19 protein-coding genes are annotated in these 17,965 nt (G+C 73.4%); 15 read left to right on the top strand and 4 right to left on the bottom strand.

What is annotated here, in order from left to right; all coding sequences use genetic code 11:
- Window positions 1-95 precede the first annotated feature (95 nt).
- The 4 genes from AB0H64_RS18900 (at window position 96) to AB0H64_RS18885 (ending at window position 2,423) form a co-directional block, all read left to right on the top strand.
- Window positions 96-917, top strand: a complete 822-nt coding sequence (locus AB0H64_RS18900) for a helix-turn-helix transcriptional regulator (RefSeq protein ID WP_355451775.1) — start codon at window positions 96-98, stop codon at window positions 915-917.
- Window positions 918-1,154 (top strand): DUF397 domain-containing protein, encoded by a 237-nt coding sequence (locus AB0H64_RS18895; protein ID WP_113703532.1) that lies wholly within the window; start codon window positions 918-920, stop codon window positions 1,152-1,154.
- A gap of 185 nt (window positions 1,155-1,339) precedes the next feature.
- Window positions 1,340-1,594 carry a hypothetical protein gene (locus tag AB0H64_RS18890; RefSeq protein WP_357625822.1) on the top strand — a complete coding sequence of 85 codons (255 nt, stop codon included), beginning with the start codon at window positions 1,340-1,342 and terminating at the stop codon, window positions 1,592-1,594.
- Between the two features lie 82 nt (window positions 1,595-1,676).
- Complete coding sequence (locus AB0H64_RS18885; RefSeq protein WP_357625819.1) at window positions 1,677-2,423, top strand: hypothetical protein; 747 nt, start codon at window positions 1,677-1,679, stop codon at window positions 2,421-2,423.
- A gap of 4 nt (window positions 2,424-2,427) precedes the next feature.
- Here the strand turns inward: AB0H64_RS18885 and AB0H64_RS18880 are convergent, their stop codons facing one another.
- Entirely contained in the window at window positions 2,428-3,018 is a 591-nt protein-coding gene (locus AB0H64_RS18880) for a histidine phosphatase family protein (RefSeq protein ID WP_357625816.1), read from the bottom strand.
- A gap of 58 nt (window positions 3,019-3,076) precedes the next feature.
- On the opposite strand from AB0H64_RS18880, the gene AB0H64_RS18875 reads away from it, so the two are divergent.
- A complete protein-coding gene (locus AB0H64_RS18875) occupies window positions 3,077-4,045 on the top strand; it encodes a zinc-binding dehydrogenase (protein WP_357625814.1) in 969 nt (322 codons plus the stop codon).
- A 29-nt stretch (window positions 4,046-4,074) separates the two neighbouring features.
- Here the strand turns inward: AB0H64_RS18875 and AB0H64_RS18870 are convergent, their stop codons facing one another.
- The gene (locus AB0H64_RS18870) at window positions 4,075-4,986 is read right to left on the bottom strand and encodes a TIGR03621 family F420-dependent LLM class oxidoreductase (protein ID WP_357625813.1); all 912 of its coding nucleotides are present in this window, start codon (window positions 4,984-4,986) and stop codon (window positions 4,075-4,077) included.
- A 111-nt stretch (window positions 4,987-5,097) separates the two neighbouring features.
- On the opposite strand from AB0H64_RS18870, the gene AB0H64_RS18865 reads away from it, so the two are divergent.
- From AB0H64_RS18865 to AB0H64_RS18820, 10 genes are all read left to right on the top strand, one after another.
- Entirely contained in the window at window positions 5,098-5,865 is a 768-nt protein-coding gene (locus AB0H64_RS18865; protein WP_357625811.1) for a phytanoyl-CoA dioxygenase family protein, read from the top strand.
- Window positions 5,850-6,806, top strand: a complete 957-nt coding sequence (locus AB0H64_RS18860; protein ID WP_357625809.1) for a phosphotriesterase-related protein — start codon at window positions 5,850-5,852, stop codon at window positions 6,804-6,806. Before AB0H64_RS18865 ends, AB0H64_RS18860 begins: the two co-directional genes overlap by 16 nt.
- Window positions 6,803-7,996, top strand: coding sequence for a cytochrome P450 (locus tag AB0H64_RS18855; protein WP_357625807.1), 1,194 nt, complete (start codon window positions 6,803-6,805; stop codon window positions 7,994-7,996). Before AB0H64_RS18860 ends, AB0H64_RS18855 begins: the two co-directional genes overlap by 4 nt.
- Window positions 7,993-8,826, top strand: coding sequence for an SDR family oxidoreductase (locus AB0H64_RS18850; RefSeq protein ID WP_357625804.1), 834 nt, complete (start codon window positions 7,993-7,995; stop codon window positions 8,824-8,826). The genes AB0H64_RS18855 and AB0H64_RS18850 overlap by 4 nt, the downstream gene beginning before the upstream one ends.
- A gap of 51 nt (window positions 8,827-8,877) precedes the next feature.
- The gene (locus tag AB0H64_RS18845; protein WP_357625801.1) at window positions 8,878-9,738 is read left to right on the top strand and encodes a Gfo/Idh/MocA family oxidoreductase; all 861 of its coding nucleotides are present in this window, start codon (window positions 8,878-8,880) and stop codon (window positions 9,736-9,738) included.
- A gap of 212 nt (window positions 9,739-9,950) precedes the next feature.
- Window positions 9,951-10,925, top strand: coding sequence for an ABC transporter substrate-binding protein (locus AB0H64_RS18840; RefSeq protein ID WP_357625798.1), 975 nt, complete (start codon window positions 9,951-9,953; stop codon window positions 10,923-10,925).
- Window positions 10,926-11,005: 80 nt separating this feature from the next.
- Entirely contained in the window at window positions 11,006-12,004 is a 999-nt protein-coding gene (locus AB0H64_RS18835; RefSeq protein ID WP_357626209.1) for an iron ABC transporter permease, read from the top strand.
- Window positions 12,001-12,867 (top strand): ABC transporter ATP-binding protein, encoded by an 867-nt coding sequence (locus tag AB0H64_RS18830; RefSeq protein ID WP_357625795.1) that lies wholly within the window; start codon window positions 12,001-12,003, stop codon window positions 12,865-12,867. The genes AB0H64_RS18835 and AB0H64_RS18830 overlap by 4 nt, the downstream gene beginning before the upstream one ends.
- Window positions 12,864-13,514, top strand: coding sequence for an adenosylcobinamide amidohydrolase (locus AB0H64_RS18825; protein WP_357625793.1), 651 nt, complete (start codon window positions 12,864-12,866; stop codon window positions 13,512-13,514). Before AB0H64_RS18830 ends, AB0H64_RS18825 begins: the two co-directional genes overlap by 4 nt.
- A 21-nt stretch (window positions 13,515-13,535) precedes the next feature.
- A complete protein-coding gene (locus AB0H64_RS18820) occupies window positions 13,536-14,156 on the top strand; it encodes a Uma2 family endonuclease (protein WP_357625790.1) in 621 nt (206 codons plus the stop codon).
- Here AB0H64_RS18820 and AB0H64_RS18815 read toward each other — a convergent pair.
- Together AB0H64_RS18815 and AB0H64_RS18810 are read right to left on the bottom strand one after the other, a co-directional pair.
- Window positions 14,114-15,853 (bottom strand): hydantoinase B/oxoprolinase family protein, encoded by a 1,740-nt coding sequence (locus tag AB0H64_RS18815; RefSeq protein WP_357625787.1) that lies wholly within the window; start codon window positions 15,851-15,853, stop codon window positions 14,114-14,116. The genes AB0H64_RS18820 and AB0H64_RS18815 overlap by 43 nt on opposite strands.
- A complete protein-coding gene (locus AB0H64_RS18810; protein WP_357625784.1) occupies window positions 15,846-17,897 on the bottom strand; it encodes a hydantoinase/oxoprolinase family protein in 2,052 nt (683 codons plus the stop codon). The genes AB0H64_RS18815 and AB0H64_RS18810 overlap by 8 nt, the downstream gene beginning before the upstream one ends.
- Window positions 17,898-17,965 lie beyond the last annotated feature (68 nt).

Raw genomic sequence — 17,965 nt, 5'->3', positions numbered from 1 at the left:
GACCGTGAAGTGACAGACTAGGTGTCAAGGAAACGACCAAGGAGCAGCGCGTGTCCATTGATCCGCCGGGTTCTGGTTCGACCGTCAGGCGCATCATGCTCGGGGCGAGTCTCAGGCGCCTTCGCGAGGCCAGCGAGCTCACCCGCGACCAGGCCGGATTCCACATCCGGGCGTCCGAGTCCAAGATCAGCCGGATGGAGCTCGGTCGCGTCGGATTCAAGACACGTGATGTCGAGGACCTGCTCACCCTGTACGGCGTCGTCGACGACGCCGAACGCCGTGCTCTGCTGGAGATGGTCCGCGAGGCCAACACCCCCGGGTGGTGGCACAAGTACTCGGCCGTGCTGCCCTCATGGTTCACCACCTACGTCGGGCTGGAGGAGGCCGCGAGCGTGATCCGCACCTATGAGGTGCAGTTCGTGCCCGGCCTGCTGCAGACGGCCGCTTACGCGCGCGCGGTCTTCCAGCTCGGCAACCCCGATGCCGGCCCCGCGGAGATAGAACGCCGCGTGCATCTGCGCATGCAGCGGCAGGAGCGCTTCACCCAGAAGGACGGGCCGCGCCTGTGGGCCGTCATCGACGAGGCGACGCTCAAGCGGACCATCGGCGGGCGGGACGTCATGGCCGAGCAGCTCCAGCACCTGCTGGAAGTCGCCGCACTGCCCAACATCACCCTTCAGGTGATGCCCTTCAGATACGGTATGCACGCTGCTGAAGGGGGCGCGTTCAGCATCTTGCGGTTTCCCGAGTCCGATTTGTCGGACGTTGTCTATGTCGAGCAGCTCTGGGGTGCCCTATACCTGGACAAACGTGAGGACATCGACCCGTACCTCACGGCCATGGAGCAGTTATGCGTGGAGAGCACCACGCCCGGGGGCACCGTCGAGCTCATCGGCGGTCTTCTCAGAAAGATGTAGATGAAGCAGACCTACAACGGCATGCCCGCGACCGACCTGAAGCAGGTCGCCTGGCGCAAGAGCCGCTACAGCAACTCGCAGGGCAACTGCGTGGAGCTCGCCCAGCTCCCTGACGGCGGGGTCGCGGTGCGCAACTCACGCTTCCCCGACGGCCCGGCCCTGATCTACACCCGTGACGAGATCCGCGCCCTCGTGCTCGGGGTCAAGGACGGGGAGTTCGACGGGCTCCTGGTCTGAGGGGGCCGATCTGAGGGACCGGTCTGAGGGGGCCGGTCCGTTCCGACGGGCCGGTTCGTTCTGATGGGGCCGGTTCGTTCTGATGGGGGTGGCGTAACAGCGTGTTAACCTCCGGCGCGCCCGCTTAACGGCGGCGCGCCGGGGGCGTAACGGTTCCGCCCCGCGGACCGGACAGGATGCGGTCCATGATCGACCAGATGACCCTCTATCCGATCGCCGACGACGTGCTCTTCGCGCCGGGCGGCAAGGTCGTGATCCGCACGTACGGCGTGGCGCCGGCGGAGTCCGGAAGCGTCTCCTACCGCACGTGGGTGACCGGCATCCGGGACCAGCCCCGTTACTGGCACTGGGGCCACTTCGAGGACGCGGCGTCCGGCCACCGCCGGGTGCTGGAATGGCTGACGGGCAGAGGGCCGCAGCCCGCCCAGTCGCTTTCCTGACCCTGCCCGCCTCTCCTCCGGCCGTGTTACGCTCACGCCTGAGCCGAGCAATCGCTTGGTCACATGAGGTCGAGGAGGCGTGGTGCGCCGGGCCATCTACCTGATCGAAGAGGTCGACTTCCGCCCCATGAACTCCCGGCGGCCGCTGGAGTACCTCACCTGGCTCACCCGCTACAAACGCGAGGACGAGACCCTCGAACGCCCCATTCTGACCTCCGGGACGTCCATCAGGTCCCGCGACATCGACCTCGCGGGCGCCTTCTACGCGGTCGGCATCACCGGCCATCCGCAGTTCAAGGCCGTCACGCTGTGGGAGTGCCACGGCGGCTGGGACGGCGGCTGGCGGCAGATGATGGACATCTACCGCGGCGTGGACGACCGCCTCTTCCTGTCGGACATCGACGACCTGCGCTTCTCCGCCTTCTCCCGCCCGCTCGGCGCCGTGCCGGGCACGCCGTCGCTCGCCGAGGTGGGGCGCGCCGAGTTCTACCTGTTCGAGAGCGCCCGCGTACGGCCCGGCGCCGCGCTCGACTACCTGGAGGCGGTGCGCACCGAGCGGGCGCCCCTGATGGCCGAGCACGGGCACGAGCTGGTCGGCCTGTACGAGGTGCTGTTCTGCGACACCGAGGCGGTCACGATCTGGGGTGTCTCCCTGGACGACCACCTGCGCACGCAGCGCGCCCGCGACGCCGCGCTCGGCCTCGACGACGAGGCGGAGCCCGACGACCGGCTGCTGACCTGGACCAAGAGGGCCCGCGACCATCTGGACGGGCCGTGGCGCGAGACCCTCCTCGCCCCGTTCCCCGGCAGCCGCCTGGCTCCTTCGTGAAGGCTCAGGCCGGGATGACCGGAGCGTTCCAGGTGACGACGACCGGCTCGCCGTGCTCGAACCCGAGCCGCGAGTAGGTGCCGGTCTCCAGCTTGAACAGCCGCCCGTCCTCCGGCGGCAGCCGCAGCCACCGGGCCGCGATCACCCTCAGCATGTGACCGTGGGCCACCAGCGCCACCCGTCCCTCCGCGGCCCGGGCCCGGGCGATCACCCGGTCGGCCCGCGCGCCCACCTCGGCCACGCTCTCGCCGGGATGCTCCGCGTCGCCGGGGGTCACACCGTCACGCCACAGGTACCAGCCGGGCCGGGTCTCGCGGATGGTCGGCGTGGTCACGCCCTCATAGCCGCCGTAGTCCCACTCCCACAGATCCGGGTCCACCTCGTACGAACCGAGCCCGGCCAGCTCGGCGGTGCGGCGGGCGCGTCCCGCCGGCGAGGTGAGCACCAGGTCGAACACGCACTCCTTGACCAGCGGGGCGAGCGCCCGCGCCTGCTCCTCCCCGTTCGGCGTCAGCGGCACGTCGGTGCGACCGGTATGCCTGCCGGTCCGGCTCCACTCGGTCTCGCCATGCCTGAGCAGCAACATCTCATCCATGCCTCCCATCATCCGGCACGCTTGACCTCAACCTCGCTTGAGGGACCAGTCTGGGGTCATGGACGCGATCACCCTTGACGCCTACGGTCCCCCCGCGAACCTTCGCCTCGTCACCCTGCCCGACCCCGAGCCCGGCCCCGGCCAGGCCCGCGTCGCGGTCCGCGCCGCGGGCGTGCACTTCATCGAGACGCTGCTGCGGCGTGGTGTGCCGGTCGGCCCGCACCCCGCGCCCGCGCTGCCGGCGCTTCTCGGCGGTGAGGTGGCGGGCGTGGTCGACGCGGTGGGGGAGGGCGTCGACCCGGCCCTGCTGGGCGCCCGCGTGGTGACCGGCGACCTGGAGTCCGGCGGCTACGCGTCGCTGGCGGTGGTGGAGGCGGCCTCGCTCCTGCCGCTCCCCGAGCACGTGTCGTACGGGGCCGCGGTGGCCATGGTCACGACCGGCACGACCACGATGGGCCTGCTGGAGCTGGCGCCGGTGACGGAGGCGGACGTGGTGCTCGTCATGGCGGCGGCGGGCGGCGTGGGGACGCTGCTCGTGCAGCACGCCCGTCAGGCCGGGGCGGCGGTCGTGGGAGCGGCGGGCGGAGCGGCCAAGGCGGAGCGGGTCGCCGCGCTGGGCGCCGCGCTCGCGGTGGACTACCGCGAGCTCGGCTGGACCGACGTCGTACGGGAGCGGGCCGGCGAGGTGACGGTCGTGTTCGACGGCGTGGGCGGGCGGCTGGGCGAGGAGGCGTTCGGCCTGCTCGCGAAGGGCGGGCGGCACGTGGTGTATGGGCAGGCGGCGGGGGAGTGGTTCCGGCCGGCGGAGGAGGAGCTGGCGGCCCGCGACGTCACCTCCCACGACGGGATCGGCCACCTGCTGTCGCGGCCCGGCGGCCTCGGCGACCTCGTGGAGTCGGCGCTCGCGGAGGCGGCCGCGGGGCGGCTGGAGCCGGCTGTCCAGGAGTTCCCGCTGCGGGAGGCGGCCGCCGCCCACCGCGCCCTGGAGGAGCGGCGCACGATGGGCAAGGTCGTCCTCACGGTGTGACGCGGGCGGCCCGAGGTGGTCCTAGGCGTTCACGTCCCGGCGAGCTCCTCCACGACGGGGGTGAGGACGCCGAGGTCGCGCTCATGGTGGACGACGAAGTACGACAGGTCGTGCTCGTCGCGCCAGTGGCGGAGCCGGTCGGCGATGTCGCGCCGCGTGCCCAGCAGCACCTGCGGCGTCCCCTCCAGCCGCGAGCTGTCGGCGGCGCTCCACGCCTCCTCCGCCCTGCGCTCGCCGGCCTGGAGCACGCTGGTCCCCAGCTCCAGCCGGTCGTAGCGCTCGCCCGCCGCCTCCCGCACGGTCCGCAGCTTGGCGAGGTACGCCTCCGGGCCCCCGTCGCGCTCGTCGGGCCCGCTGCCGTCGCCGCGCACCCGCGTCGTCAGGTGGACGACGTCCGCCTCGCGGGCCGCGAGCCGCAGCATCCGCTGCCCGCCCGCGCCGAGCAGCAGCGGCGGGTGCGGGCGGCTGACCGGCTTGGGCCGCTGGTCGAGATCCCGGACGCGGTAGTGGGCGCCGTCGAAGGAGAACGGACCCTCCCCCCACAGGCCCTTCAGCACGGCCAGCGCCTCGGCCAGCCGCTCCACCCGGACCCCGGGCGGCTCCAGCGTCATCCCGGCCGAGGCGTAGTCGCCGGCCATCCAGCCGGTGCCGAGCCCCACCTCCAGCCGGCCGTCCGACAGCAGGTCCAGCGTCGCCGTCTCCTTGGCCAGCACGGCCGGGTGCCGGAAGTCGTTGGCGAAGACCAGCGTCCCCACGCGCAGCCGGCTCGTCGCGCATGCCGCCGCGGTCAGGGCGGCCACGGGGGCGAAGCGGGGGCCGAGCAGGTGGTCGGGCACCAGGAGCACGTCGAACCCCGAGGCCTCCAGGCGCCTGGCCTTCTCGGCCCACTCCTTGCCGGACCCCGCCTGCCGTATCACGGCCCCGAACCTGAACCGTCGCACCGTCGGCCTCCTTGTCTCTACCAAGCGCTTGGTTCGAGAGTGTACGCCCGCGCCCCGGGAATCGCCTCCGGCCACTTACCAAGCGCTTGCTTCAGGTGCGACACTGGCCGCATGGACATCCCGGTGCGCCAAGCGACGGACGACGAGGTGAGGTTCTTCCACCGGCACGGCTGGGTCCGGCTCCCCCGGCTGGTGCCCCCGGACACCGTGACGGCCCTGCGCGAGCGGGCGGCCGGCTACCTGGAGGCCCGTCGGAAGGAGCACGCCACGCTGGTCGACCAGGCGTTCGGCCAGTCACGCGACATCGCCGAGAGCGACGAGGCGTTCCGCGCGCTCGCCCTCGCCCCGGTGATGGGCCGCAACGCCACCCGCCTGCTCCACGGTGTGCGCGACGTCCGCGTCCAGGTGACCAACCTGCTCGTCAAGGAGCCGGGGGAGCACGGCGCGACCGAGTTCCACCAGGACTTCCCGTGGATGCCGATGGACCGCTCGGCCATGCTCACCGTCTGGCTCGCCCTGGCCGACGTGCCCGCCGACATGGGGTCGCTGCGCTTCTACGACGGCTCCCACCGGCACGGCGTGCTCGGCCGCAGCTTCACCCGGACCGGCGACGACCAGCTCACCCAGCACCCGTGGCTGAAGGACCTGGAGCTGTCGCCCCCGCTCGACCTCCGGGCGGGGGACGCCACCGTCCACCACGCCCTGACCGTGCACGGGGCGCCCGCCAACCGGCGCGACACGGCCCGGCTGTCGTTCACGGTCACCTACTTCGACGCCGACGCCCTCTACACCGGCACGCCGTACAAGCAGACGGACGGGCTCGGCCTGGAGGTCAACCGGCCGTTCGACCACCCGAGGTTCCCGTGCCCGAGACCGTGAGAGGACCCGTCGCCGACCTCGGGGCGACGCTCATGCACGAGCACGTCTTCGGGCTCAGCCCCGAGATCCTCTGGAACTGGCCGGACATCCCCGAGGGCTGGGACCTGGAGACGCGCGCCCGTGAGGCCGCGGCCAAGCTGGACGCCGCCGGGGCCGAGGGCATCGACACGATCGTGGACCTCACCGTGGTCGGGCTCGGCCGGCACGTCCCGGCCGTCCAGCGGGTCGCCGAGCTGACCCGGGTGAACATCGTGGCCGCCACCGGCCTCTACACCTACGACGCGCTGCCGCCGTACTTCGGCAACCGAGGTCCCGGAACGTTGTTCGGCGGGCCCGACCGGCTGGCGGAGTTCTTCGTCCGCGACCTCACCGAAGGCATCGGGCGTACCGGGGTGAAGGCCGCGATCCTCAAGTGCGCCACCGACCAGCCGGGCATGACCAAGGGCTGCGAGCGGGTCTTCCGCGCGGTGGCCGAGGCGCACCTGGAGACGGGCGCGCCCATCACCACGCACTCCCACAGCCCGAGCCGGGGCGGCCTGGAGCAGCAGTGGCTGCTGGCCTCGCTCGGCGTGGACCTCGGCCGGGTCGTCATCGGCCACGCGGGCGACTCCACCGACGTGGCCTACCTGGAGGAGCTGGTCGCGAACGGCTCCTTCATCGGCATGGACCGCTTCGGCATCGGCACCATCAGCCCGTTCGAGGACCGCGTCGCGGTCGTGGCCGCCCTGTGCGAGCGGGGGCACGCGGGCCGCATGGTGCTCGGCCACGACTCGTACTGCTTCAACGACCGATTCGACGCCGAGGTGGTACGCCGGCGCCACCCCGACTACCACCTGCTGCACGTCTCCCGTGACGTCCTGCCCGAGCTGCGCAGGCGCGGCGTCACCGAGGAGCAGATCCACCAGATGCTCGTCGACAACCCGCGGAGGATCTTCGGATGATCGAGGACTTCGACGTCGCCTCCGACTGGCACGTCGCCTCACCGTACGCGTTCCTGGCCAGGCTGCGCCGGGAGCGGCCGGTGTTCCACAGCGAGCATCTCGGCGCGTACGTGCTCACCCGCCACGCCGACGTGCGCGCCGCGTACGGCGACCCGCGGCGCTTCTCCTCCAAGGGCTCGCTCACGATCTCCCGCAGCCTCACCCGGGAGACGCGCGAGAAGCTGGGCGAGCACGGCTCGTTCCTGTCGAGCTTCGTGGCCAACGTCGACCCGCCCGACCACACCCGGCTGCGCCGATCGGTGTCGCGCGCGTTCACGCCGCGCGCCGTGTCGGCGATGGAGGAGACGTTCCGGCGGCTGAACGAGGAGCTGGTCGACCGGATCGAGCCCCGGGGCCGCGCCGACTTCGTGACCGACCTCGGGCACGAGCCGTCGATCAAGCTGACCGCCCGCTTCATCGGCGTGCCCGAGGAGGACGAGGCGTTCGTGCAGGCGCACGTGAAGGACTGGTTCCAGCTCTTCCTGTCGCCGCAGCCGCCGGAGCGGCAGCTCGAACTGGCCGACAGCTTCCTCACCTACCTCCGCTACGTGGACCGGCTGGTCGCCGCCCGCGCCGAGCGGCCGCGCGACGACTTCACCTCGCTGATGACCTCGCTCATCGGCACCGAGCTGACCCACCGCGAGGTGGTGGAGCTGATCTCCACGATCCTGCTCGGTGGCAACGACACCGTCCCCAACCAGCTCGGCAACTCCGTCCTGCGGCTGCTGCGCGAGAAGGCGTGGCCGGTCGAGCCCGCCCTGATCCCGAACGCGGCCGAGGAGTGCATGCGGATCGACGGCGCCTCCCTCGGCTCGTTCCGGTACGCCACCGCCGACGTCTCCCTGCACGGGGAGACGATCCCGGCCGGGTCGCTGGTGCTGCTGTCGACCGACTCGGCGGCCCACGACGAGACCGTCTTCGCCGACCCGGAGCGCTTCGTGATCGACCGGCCCAACGCGGACGCCCACATGGTGTTCGGGTACGGGATCCACTTCTGCGTCGGGGCGGCGCTCGGCCGGCTCCAGCTCCGCACGGCGCTGGAGGTGCTCGGGCGGCGTCTGCCGGGGCTCCGGCTCGCCGCGGGCCAGGAGATCGCCTACCGCCGCTCCATCGTCGGGCGGGGACTGCCGTCGCTGCTGGTGGAGTGGTGACGGCGGGCCGGCCCCTCGGCGGGCCGCGCGGGCGCTTCGACGGGCGGGTGGCGCTGGTGACCGGCGCGGGCTCCGGCATCGGCGCGGCGTGCGCCGCGCGCCTGGCCGCCGAGGGGGCGTGCGTCGGCGTCCTCGACGTACGGGCCGCCGGGGCCAGGGCCACGGCCGCCGCCATCCGCGGCGGTGGCGGCACGGCCACGGCTCTGACCTGCGACGTGTCGGAGGAGAAGCAGGTCGCCGCCGCCCTGGCCGAGCTGCTCGCCTCGTACGGGCGGCTGGACGTCGTCCACTCCAACGCGGCGGCGCTCGGCCGCGACGTGTACGGGCGCGACCAGCACCTGGAGACCCTCGACGCGGACGTGTGGGACCGGACCATGGCGGTGAACCTGCGCGGTCCGATGCTGCTGGTCAAGCACGCCGCGCCGCGCATGGCCGACGGGGGCGCCTTCGTCCTCACCTCGTCGGTGTCGGGGCTGACGGGCGACCTGGACCACGCCGCGTACGGGACGTCGAAGGCGGCGCTCAACGGGTTCGTCCGCTACGTGGCCACGACGTACGGGCCGCGCGGCATCCGCTGCAACGCGGTCGCCCCGGCGCTGGTGCTCACGGACGCCGCCCGGCTCGCCCTCGGCCCGGACCGGATGGCCGACAAGGCGGCGGAGCGGCTGCTGCCGTGGGCCTGCACGCCGGGGGACGTGGCCGACCTGGTGGCGTTCCTCGCCTCGGACGAGGCGCGGTGCGTCACGGGCCAGACGGTCGTGATCGACTGCGGGACCCTGGCCCACCGGCCGGAGCACGCCGTCCACCAGTGGCGACTGGGCGCCCCGTGAAGTACTGAAAAATCCCATAAGGTCGTGAAATAGGTGACCTTGGGAGGATTGATGGAGCCGGTGGCGGTGGGACTCATCGGGGCCGGGCCCTGGGCGGAGCGGGCGCACGCCCCCATGCTGGCCCGCGGCCCGCACACCCGGCTGGCGGGCGTCTGGGCCCGCCGCCCGGAGGCCGCCGCCCGGCTCGGCGCGCCCGTGTTCGAGGGGGTCGAGGAGCTGTTCGACGCCTGCGAGGCCGTGGCGTTCTGCGTGCCGCCCGCCGTACAGGCCGAGCTGGGGATCAGGGCCGCCAGGGCGGGCAAGGCGCTGCTGCTGGAGAAGCCGCTCGCCGACTCCCTCGACGCCGCCGAGCGGCTGGCCGCGGCCGTCGCCGAGACCGGCGTGGCCTCCCAGATGGTGCTGACCCTGCGCTACGCCGCCCGTACCCGGGAGTTCCTGGCCCGCTGCGCCGAGATCGAGCCGTTCGGCGGGCACGCCGCGAACATCTCCGGCGTCCTGCTCGGCGACCACCCGTTCGCGACCCCCTGGCGGCTGGAGCGCGGGGCGCTGCTCGACGTGGGCCCGCACATGGTGGACCTGCTCGACGCCGCGCTCGGCCCCGTCGCCGGCGTGCGCGCCCACGGGGACCCGCTCCGCTGGACCGGCCTGCTGCTGGAGCACGAGGGCGGCGCCGTCAGCGAGGCGTCGCTGTGCATGGCCGCCCCCGGCGACACCCCGCCCTCCTCCGTCGCCGTCTACGGCCGCCGGGGCAGCGCCGTCCTGGCGCCGGACGGCGGCGACGCCCTGGCCGTGGTCGCCGAGGAGTTCGCCCGTACCGTGCGGCAGGGCGGCGGCCACCCGCTCGACGCCGCCCGCGGCCTGCGGCTCCAGCGGATCATCGCCGAGGCGGAGGCGCAACTGGCCGCGCCCTGAGTCAGACCCTTGACTTCGGCTTCATCCGGAGCATTGATAGCGTTTGTCCGACGCGCAGTGTTGCAGCGAAGTCCGGTGCGAGTCCGGCGCTGTCCCGCAACTGTCATAGCCAGGTCGCCTGCCTCTGCGCTGACGTCATCAACCCTCGTGGAAAAGGGTGATCCGTCGCACATCACGGGTCTCTCGGTTCCGACAGTGTGAAAGGACTACTCGTGAGGCCCGTACGCACGGCCTTCGCGGGCGCGCTGCTGGGAACGCTCGTCCTGGCCGCCTGCGGCCAGACCGCCCCCAACGCCCCCTCGTCCACGCCTCCCACCGCTGCGCCCCCAACCACCGGGAGCACCACAGCCACCACCGCGGCCGCCTCCTTCCCGGTCACCGTGGAAGCGGCCAACGGCAAGGTCACCCTCGCCAAGAGGCCCGAGCGCATCGTCTCCCTCTCCGCCGCGCACACCGAGACCCTGTACGCCATCGGCGCGGGCCCGCAGGTGGTCGCGGTCGACGACCAGTCCACCTTCCCGGAGCAGGCGCCCCGCACCGACCTGTCCGGGTTCAAGCCGAACGTCGAGGCGATCGCCGCGCAGAAGCCCGACCTCGTCATCGTCTCCAACGACATCGACAAGGTCGTCTCCGAGCTGGGCAAGCTGAACGTCCCCGTCCTGCTGGAGCCCGCCGCCACCAAGCTGGACGAGGCGTACGACGAGATCGCCGACCTCGGCGCCGCCACCGGCAACCAGGACAAGGCCGGCGAGGTGGTCACCGGGATCAAGGCGTCGCTGGACAAGCTCGCCGCGAACGCCCCCAAGGACCGCAAGCTCACCTACTACCACGAGCTCGACCAGACCCCCTACGCGGCGACGTCCAGCACGTTCATCGGCCAGATCTACAGCCTGTTCGGCCTGGTCAACATCGCCGACAAGGCACCCGGCGCGGCCGGCGGCTACCCCAAGCTGTCGAAGGAGTTCGTCGCCCAGGCCGACCCGGACCTGATCTTCCTGGCGGACGTGAAGTGCTGCGGGCAGAGCAAGGACGCCCTGGCCAAGAGGCCCGGCTGGAAGAACCTGTCGGCCATCAAGAACGACCAGGTCGTCCCGCTCGACGACGACGTGGCCTCCCGGTGGGGACCGCGCATCGTGGACCTCGCCGAGACGATCGGCGCCGCGGTGTCCAAGGCGGCCGGCTCGTAGTGTCCCGGCCAGCGCCGCCCCGCCCGCCCGCCGACCGGCCGCGGCCACCCGGCCCGGCCGCCCCGTCCCGCGCCAGACCGCTGTGGCTGGCCGGGGCGGCGGCGGTGCTGGCCGCGTCCATGATCGCCGGGCTGCTAGGCGGGGCCGCCGACATCTCGCCCGGACAGGTGGCGCTCCAGGCGCTCGACTGGCTGCCGCTGGTCCACGTGGACTCCGGCCTCGCCCCCGTCGAGCAGGGCCTGCTGTACGAGATCCGGCTGCCCCGCGTCCTGCTGGCGGGCGTCGTGGGCGCGCTGCTGGCCGTGGCCGGCGCCGGCTACCAGGGCGTCTTCCGCAACCCCCTGGCCGACCCGTACCTGCTCGGCGCCGCCGCCGGCGCCGGGCTGACGGCGACGGTCGTGATCGTGCTCTTCCCCACCGGCGCCGGCGCCGTGCCGGTGGCGGCCTTCGCCGGAGCCGTCGGCGGCGTGGTCCTGGCGTACGCGCTGGGCAACACCGCCGGGCGCTCCGGCGGCACGGCGACGCTCGTGCTGGCCGGGGTGGCGGTCACGTCGTTCCTGACCGCGATCCAGACGTTCGTCCAGCAGTTCAAGGTCGAGGAGCTCCAGCGGATCTACTCCTGGATCATGGGCGACGTGGGCGGCGGATGGGAGCAGGTCCGCCTCGTCCTGCCGTACGCCGCCGTCTCCTCCGTCCTGCTGCTCCTGCACGGGCGGATGCTCGACGTGCTGTCCGTCGGCGACGAGGAGGCGACCAGCCTCGGGGTGCGGGCCGGACGGGTACGGCTCGCGGTGCTGCTGGCCGCCTCCCTGGCCACGGCGGCGGCCGTCGCGGTCAGCGGGCTGATCGGGTTCGTCGGGATCGTCATCCCGCACGTGGCCCGGCGGCTCGCGGGCGGCTCCTACCGGATCGTGCTGCCCCTGTCGCTGCTGGGCGGCGCCGCGTTCCTCGTGCTCGCCGACGTGGTCGCGCGCACCGTCATCGCCCCGGCCGAGCTGCCCATCGGGGTGGTCACGATGTTCGTGGGCGCGCCGTTCTTCGTCGGCGTGCTGCGCCTGACCCGGCGGACCACCACATGACCCGCATGGAGCCCACCCCGGCCACCGGCCCGGCGCTCATCCCGGCGGCCGGCCCGGCGACAGGTCCGGCGACGGGCCCGGTGATCGGCACGGCCGGGGTTTCGGTGCGGCTCGGCGGCCGGCCGGTCCTTGACCACGTGGACCTGTCCGTACGGCCGGGCGAGTGGCTGGCCGTCGTCGGCCCGAACGGGGCCGGCAAGTCCACCCTGCTCAAGGCCGTCATGGGCCTGCTGCCGCACGAGGGCGACATCACGCTCGGCGGCAGGCCGTCGCGCGCGCTCCGCCCCCGGGACCGGGCCCGTCTGGTGGCCTACGCCCCCCAGACCCCGGCCCTGCCCTCCGACATGACCGTGTTCGACTACGCCCTGCTGGGCCGCACCCCGTACATCCCGTACCTGGGCCGCGAGAGCCGCCACGACAGGGAGGTCACCGCGTCGGTGCTCGACCGGCTGGACCTGGCGGACTTCGCCGGCCGCCGCGCCGGCGAGCTGTCGGGCGGCGAGCGGCAGCGCGTCGTGCTGGCCCGCGCGCTCGCCCAACAGGCGCCCGTCCTCCTGCTCGACGAGCCCACCACCGCGCTCGACCTCGGCCACCAGCAGCAGGTGCTGGAGCTGGTGGACCGGCTCCGGCTCGCCGACGGCCTCACCGTCGTCACCACGCTGCACGACCTGACCCTCGCCGGGCAGTACGCCGACACCCTGCTCCTGCTCGCCGGCGGCCGGGTCGCGGCGGCCGGCGGGCCGGCCGAGGTGCTCACCGAGGACCTCGTCGGCCGGCACTTCGGCGCGACCGTGCAGATCCGGCCGGGCCCCGGCGGGCGGCCCGTCGTCCACCTCGTCCGAGGAGACCGGGAGACGACGTGAACCTCACCTACCGTGACGAGGACGGGGCGCGGCTGGGGACGCTGCTGTGGGAGTTCGGGCAGGGCTGGCGGATGATCTCCTCGGCGGTGCTCGGCGGGGGCATCGGCCCGTGCGCCTGGGTGCTGAACGCCCAGGTGGTGGCGGGCTACTCCGGCATGGACCCCGCCGGCCACCTGGCCTCCCTCGCGCCGCCGGGGCCGGGGGTGGGCATGATGACGGCCGCCTCGGTGGACCGCCGCGTCACGGCCTCGGACGGCGGCGTCCTGGCGGTGGCCACGGTCGGGCTGCGCGTCCCCACCTGGGCCGCCGCCCCGGAGGGCGCCGCGGACCCCGAGCTGGCCCCCATGCTCACGCGGCCGCCGGTCGGGACGATCAACATCGTGGCCGCGTTACCGGTGGCCATGACGGACGGGGCCCTGGTCAACGCCGTCATGACGGTCACGGAGGCGAAGACGCAGGCCCTCGTGGAGGCGGGCTTCGCGGGCACGGGCACGGCCTCGGACGCGGTGTGCGTCGCCGTACGGGAGGAGGGCCCGGCGGAGCCCTTCGGCGGCCCCCGCTCCACCTGGGGCGCCCGCCTCGCCCGCGCCGTCCACCAGGCGGTCCGCGCTGGTGCCGAGGCGTGGCGACCTAATGACAAAGAGTGATGGAAATCGGGGAAGTAGCATGTGACCGAGGGCGAGATCCGCGACAATGAGTGGGTGACCGCGATGGCGACGACCGAACCGACCACCGGGCGCACGGTCCTTCCAGGCGTGCCACCGTTCACTGTCGACGACCTGCTCAAGTTCCCGGACGACGGGAACCGCTATGAGCTCTCCAATGGGAGCCTTCTGGTGAGTCCTGCCCCCCTCCCGCTGCACCAGCTCGTCATCACGCAGATCATCTGGATATTGCGGAAGACGAAGATCGCGGGTCTGGTCCCGCTGACAACCGTGAACCTAAGGGTGAGCGACTCCGACTATTACATTCCGGACCTTGCCGTCGCGGATATCCGCTCGGTGCGGTCGGGCGAGCTGATGCTCGCGCCTCGCGACGTCAAGCTCGCCGTGGAGGTGGTGAGTCCGAGCACCAAGGATCGCGACCGGATCTGGAAGACCGCGGCCTATGCGGCGGCGGGGATCCCGATGTACTGGAGAGTCGAGGTCGGGGGAGAACCTGCCGTCTACGTCCACGAGTTGGACGGCGAGACCTACGGGCCGCCTGCCGTCTACAAGGCTGGGACCATGGTCACGCTGCAGAGTCCTTACCCCATCAGCTTCGACCCCGCCGAGCTGTTCGAGGAGTAGCGGCTGAGCGTGCCGTCCGCGCAGACCCGCACGCCGTAGTCCTCGGCCGCGCCGCGCGAGGTGACGCGGCCCGCCCTCAGGTCCTCCTCCACGGCGGCGAGCTCCCGCTCCCCGGGTGAGCCGATCCCGCCGCCCCCCGTCGTCTCCACCACGAACGCCTCCCCGGCCCCGAACCGGACGTTGTTCACCTTCGACGCCAGCCGCTCCAGCGTCCCGTCCAGGTGGCGCTTGTAGAAGCCCCCGACGCGCCCCGGCAGCCCGCCGTCCCGGCCCGGCGGGGCGAGGCGGAGCCGGTCACCCCGGGTCGTCACGTGGCAGTCCGCCAGGAACCGGTACACCGTGCGCGACCCCAGCCCGCCCCTGAACCGGCCGGGCCCGCCCGAGTCGGGGATGGTCTCGATCGACTCCACCACCAGCGGGCAGCGGCTCTCCACCGGCTCCACCTGCGGCACCGAGTTGCGGCCGATCCCGAAGTGCACGCCCGTCGCGTCCGGCCCGTCGAGCCCCCGCCGCGCGCCGACCCCGCCGAAGTCGTAGGCCAGATGGATCCAGTACGGCGCCCCCACGGCCGCGATCGAGAACGGCTGCAGGATGCCGCTCGCCGCGATCGCCCGCTCCGGCACCGCGTCGGACAGCGCCTGGAAGACGGCCTCCATGGCGGCGTAGATCGGCACGTACCGGCCGCCGCACGGGTACGGGGCGCCGGCGTTGAGCAGCGAGCTGGGCGGCAGCCGCACGTCGACGGCGCGCAGGCAGCCGTCGTTCATGGGGATGGCCGGGTCGAGGAAGCAGCGCACCGCGAAGACGGCGGCGGCGAGCGACTGCGAGGCGGAGGCGTTGATCGCGGCCGGCACCTGCGGGTCCGTCCCCGCGAAGTCCACCACCGCGCCCGCCCCGGCCCCCGCTGACGGGTGGAGGATGAGCGCGACCCGGATGTGGTGCGGGGTGAGGGTGTCGATGCCGTCGTCGTCGATCGGGTACGAGGCCGCGAACCGGCCCGCCGGCAGCTCGGCCAGCGCCGCGCGGGTGCGGGCCTCGGTATGGTCGAGGTAGGCGTCGACGCCCTCGGCCAGGCCCGTCTCGCCGTACTCCTCGACGAGCGCGCCGAGCCGGGCGGCGGCCACCGCCGTGCCGGCGATCAGCGCCCGCACGTCGCCCATGACCTTGTCCGGGGTACGGCTGTTGGCGCGCAGGACGGCCTCCACCGTGGGCTCGATGCCGGCGGCGGTCGCCAGGCGGACGGGCGGGAGCTGGAGCCCTTCGAGGAAGATGTCGGTGGCCAGCGGCGCCATGCCGCCCGCCGACAGCCCGCCCAGGTCCGAGACGTGGATCATGGTGGCGGTGAAGTACGCGGGCCGGCCGCCGACGAAGACGGGCCGGTAGACCAGCAGGTCGTTGGTGTGGACGCCGCCCCGGTAGGCGTCGTTGAGCACGTACACGTCGCCGGGCCGCATCGCGGCGAGCGGGACGTCCGCGACCAGCTCGGGCAGGGCGACCTTGAGCGCCATGCTGTTCATGAGGGTCGTGGCCATGGACTGGGCGATCAGCCGCCCGCCGGCGTCGAGGAGGGCGGCGGAGGCGTCGGACCCCTCGACGATGAACGTCGAGTAGGCCGAGCGGACCACGACGATGCTCGCCTCCTCGGCGGCCACCACGAGGGCGTTGCGCAGGACGTCCGCGGTGAGCGTGTCAGGCATCCGGCGCCTCCTCCGGAGCGGGTGACGGGGCCGCGGCGAGGAGGTGGACGGCCCGGCCGGGGCCGAGCAGGGCGGTCCAGCCGGGCGGCACGACGATGGTGGACGAGGCGTCCTCGACGATCGCCGGGCCGGGCAGGCGGGGGAGGAGGCCGAGGGTGGCGCGCGTGTGCACGGGCGTGCCGGCGTAGCCGCCCAGCTCGGCGAAGTACGCGAGCCTGCTGCCCGGCGATCCCCCGGGCGGGGGCTCGGCCGGCGGCTCCGTGGGAGGCTCCGGCGGGGCCGCGAGCGTGACGCGGACCCGGTAGCCGACCAGCTCGACCTCCCCGCGCTGCTCGATCCCGTACACCTGGGCGTACCGGGAGAAGAACCGGGCCTCCACCGCCTCCCGCGACGGCTCCCACGCGACCGTCAGGTCGTGCGACTGCCCGACGAAGCGCGCGTCCACCGACCGCTCGACCCGCACGCCCGGCTCGCCCGGCGACACGCCGAGGTCGGCCGCCGCCGCGGACGCCAGCGCGGCGAGGACCGCCTCCGGGTCCCCGGCGCCGAGCCGCGTCAGCACCCGGTCGGTCGACAGCTCGCCCCGCAGCAGTCCCGCGGCCGAGGCGACCCCGCAGTGCTCGGGCACCACGACCCGCCCGATCCCGAACCGCCCGGCCACCCGCGCCGCGTGCATCGGCCCGGCCCCGCCGAAGGCCACCAGGACGAACCCGCGCGGGTCGATCCCCCTCTGCACGGTCACCACGTGCACGGCCGCGGCCATGGCGGCGCTGACGATCGCGTGCACGGCGTCGGCGGCCTCGGCCCGCGACACCCCGAGGGGCTCGGCGAGCCGGTCGAGGGCCTTGCCGGCGAGCGGCGGCGACAGCGGGATGGAGGCGGAGGCCAGGTAGCCGAGGACGAGGTTCGCGTCGGTGACGGTCGGCTCGCCGCCGCCGAGGCCGTAGCAGGCGGGGCCGGGGGAGGAGCCCGCCGAGTGGGGGCCGACGCGCAGCGCTCCGGCGGTGTCGATCCAGGCGACGCTGCCGCCGCCCGCCCCGACCTCGGCCAGGTCGATGGCGGGCGTCCTGACCGGCACGCCGGTCCCGGCGCGCCGCCCGCCGAAGCTGCCCTTGCCGCCGACGTGGAACTCGTGGGTGATCTCCGGCCGGCCGCCGCGCACGACGCACGCCTTGGCGGTGGTGCCGCCCATGTCGAACGAGATCACGTCGGCGATGCCGGTGGACATGCCCGTGGCGGCGGCGGCGAGCACCCCGGCCGCGGGGCCGGACTCGATGGTGGCCACGGCCCGCCGGGCGGCCAGGCGGGCCGACATGACGCCGCCGCCCGACTCCATGACGTGGACGGGCGCGCGCACGCCCAGGGCGGCCAGGGCGTCCTCCAGCCGGGACAGGTACGACGCCATCAGCGGCCCGACATAGGCCGACATGATGGTCGTCGTGGCCCTCTCGTACTCGCGGATCTCCGGCCACACCTCCGAGGAGGCCACCACGTTCGGCACCAGCTCGCGCAGGATCGCCGCCACGCGCCGCTCGTGGGCGGGCTCGGCGTAGGAGTGCAGCAGGCACACGGCGGCCGAGGTGATGCCCCGGCGGGCGATCTCCGCGGCGGCCAGCCGCGCGGACTCCTCGTCGAGCGGGGTCAGCACCTCACCCCGCGCGGAGATCCGCTCGGTCACCTCGAAGCAGTCGCCGGGCTCGACGGGCGGCGGAGGGGGCGTGAACCGCAGGTCGTACCGGTCCTCCTCGACCCGGGCGTAGCGGCCGAGCGGCACGACCGAGCGGAACCCCCGGGTGGTGACGAAGGCGACCCGCACACCCTTGCGCTCCAGCACCGCGTTGGTGGCCAGGGTGGTGGCGTGGACCACCCGCGTCACGAGCGCCGGGTCGAAGCCGGAGAGCACGCGCGTAACGCCGGTGACGATCCCCGCGATGGGGTCGTCGTGGGTGCTCAAACACTTGGCCACCGTGACCGTGCCCGAAGGACGGCGCAGCACCACGTCGGTGAAGGTGCCACCGACGTCCACGCCGATCGCGAAGCCCATCCCGGTACGGTAGACAACAAGCAAGCGCTTGTCTACAGGCGGCTCTCTTGACTTACGGCAGGTGATTG

The sequence above is a fragment of the Nonomuraea sp. NPDC050733 genome (assembly GCF_040654215.1).
Taxonomy (GTDB): Bacteria; Actinomycetota; Actinomycetes; order Streptosporangiales; family Streptosporangiaceae; genus Nonomuraea.
Note: the sequence above shows the minus strand (reverse complement) of the source record. Positions and strands in the feature narration are given on the sequence as shown.

What these genes read in the sequence shown, in the direction of transcription:
- AB0H64_RS18845 (WP_357625801.1), top strand. Translation starts at nt 8,878, where the DNA reads ATGGAGCCGGTGGCGGTGGGACTCATCGGGGCCGGGCCCTGGGCGGAG.
- AB0H64_RS18815 (WP_357625787.1), bottom strand. Translation starts at nt 15,853, where the DNA reads ATGCCTGACACGCTCACCGCGGACGTCCTGCGCAACGCCCTCGTGGTG.
- AB0H64_RS18855 (WP_357625807.1), top strand. Translation starts at nt 6,803, where the DNA reads ATGATCGAGGACTTCGACGTCGCCTCCGACTGGCACGTCGCCTCACCG.
- AB0H64_RS18900 (WP_355451775.1), top strand. Translation starts at nt 96, where the DNA reads ATGCTCGGGGCGAGTCTCAGGCGCCTTCGCGAGGCCAGCGAGCTCACC.
- AB0H64_RS18890 (WP_357625822.1), top strand. Translation starts at nt 1,340, where the DNA reads ATGATCGACCAGATGACCCTCTATCCGATCGCCGACGACGTGCTCTTC.
- AB0H64_RS18865 (WP_357625811.1), top strand. Translation starts at nt 5,098, where the DNA reads ATGGACATCCCGGTGCGCCAAGCGACGGACGACGAGGTGAGGTTCTTC.
- AB0H64_RS18830 (WP_357625795.1), top strand. Translation starts at nt 12,001, where the DNA reads ATGACCCGCATGGAGCCCACCCCGGCCACCGGCCCGGCGCTCATCCCG.
- AB0H64_RS18880 (WP_357625816.1), bottom strand. Translation starts at nt 3,018, where the DNA reads ATGGATGAGATGTTGCTGCTCAGGCATGGCGAGACCGAGTGGAGCCGG.
- AB0H64_RS18895 (WP_113703532.1), top strand. Translation starts at nt 918, where the DNA reads ATGAAGCAGACCTACAACGGCATGCCCGCGACCGACCTGAAGCAGGTC.
- AB0H64_RS18810 (WP_357625784.1), bottom strand. Translation starts at nt 17,897, where the DNA reads ATGGGCTTCGCGATCGGCGTGGACGTCGGTGGCACCTTCACCGACGTG.
- AB0H64_RS18875 (WP_357625814.1), top strand. Translation starts at nt 3,077, where the DNA reads ATGGACGCGATCACCCTTGACGCCTACGGTCCCCCCGCGAACCTTCGC.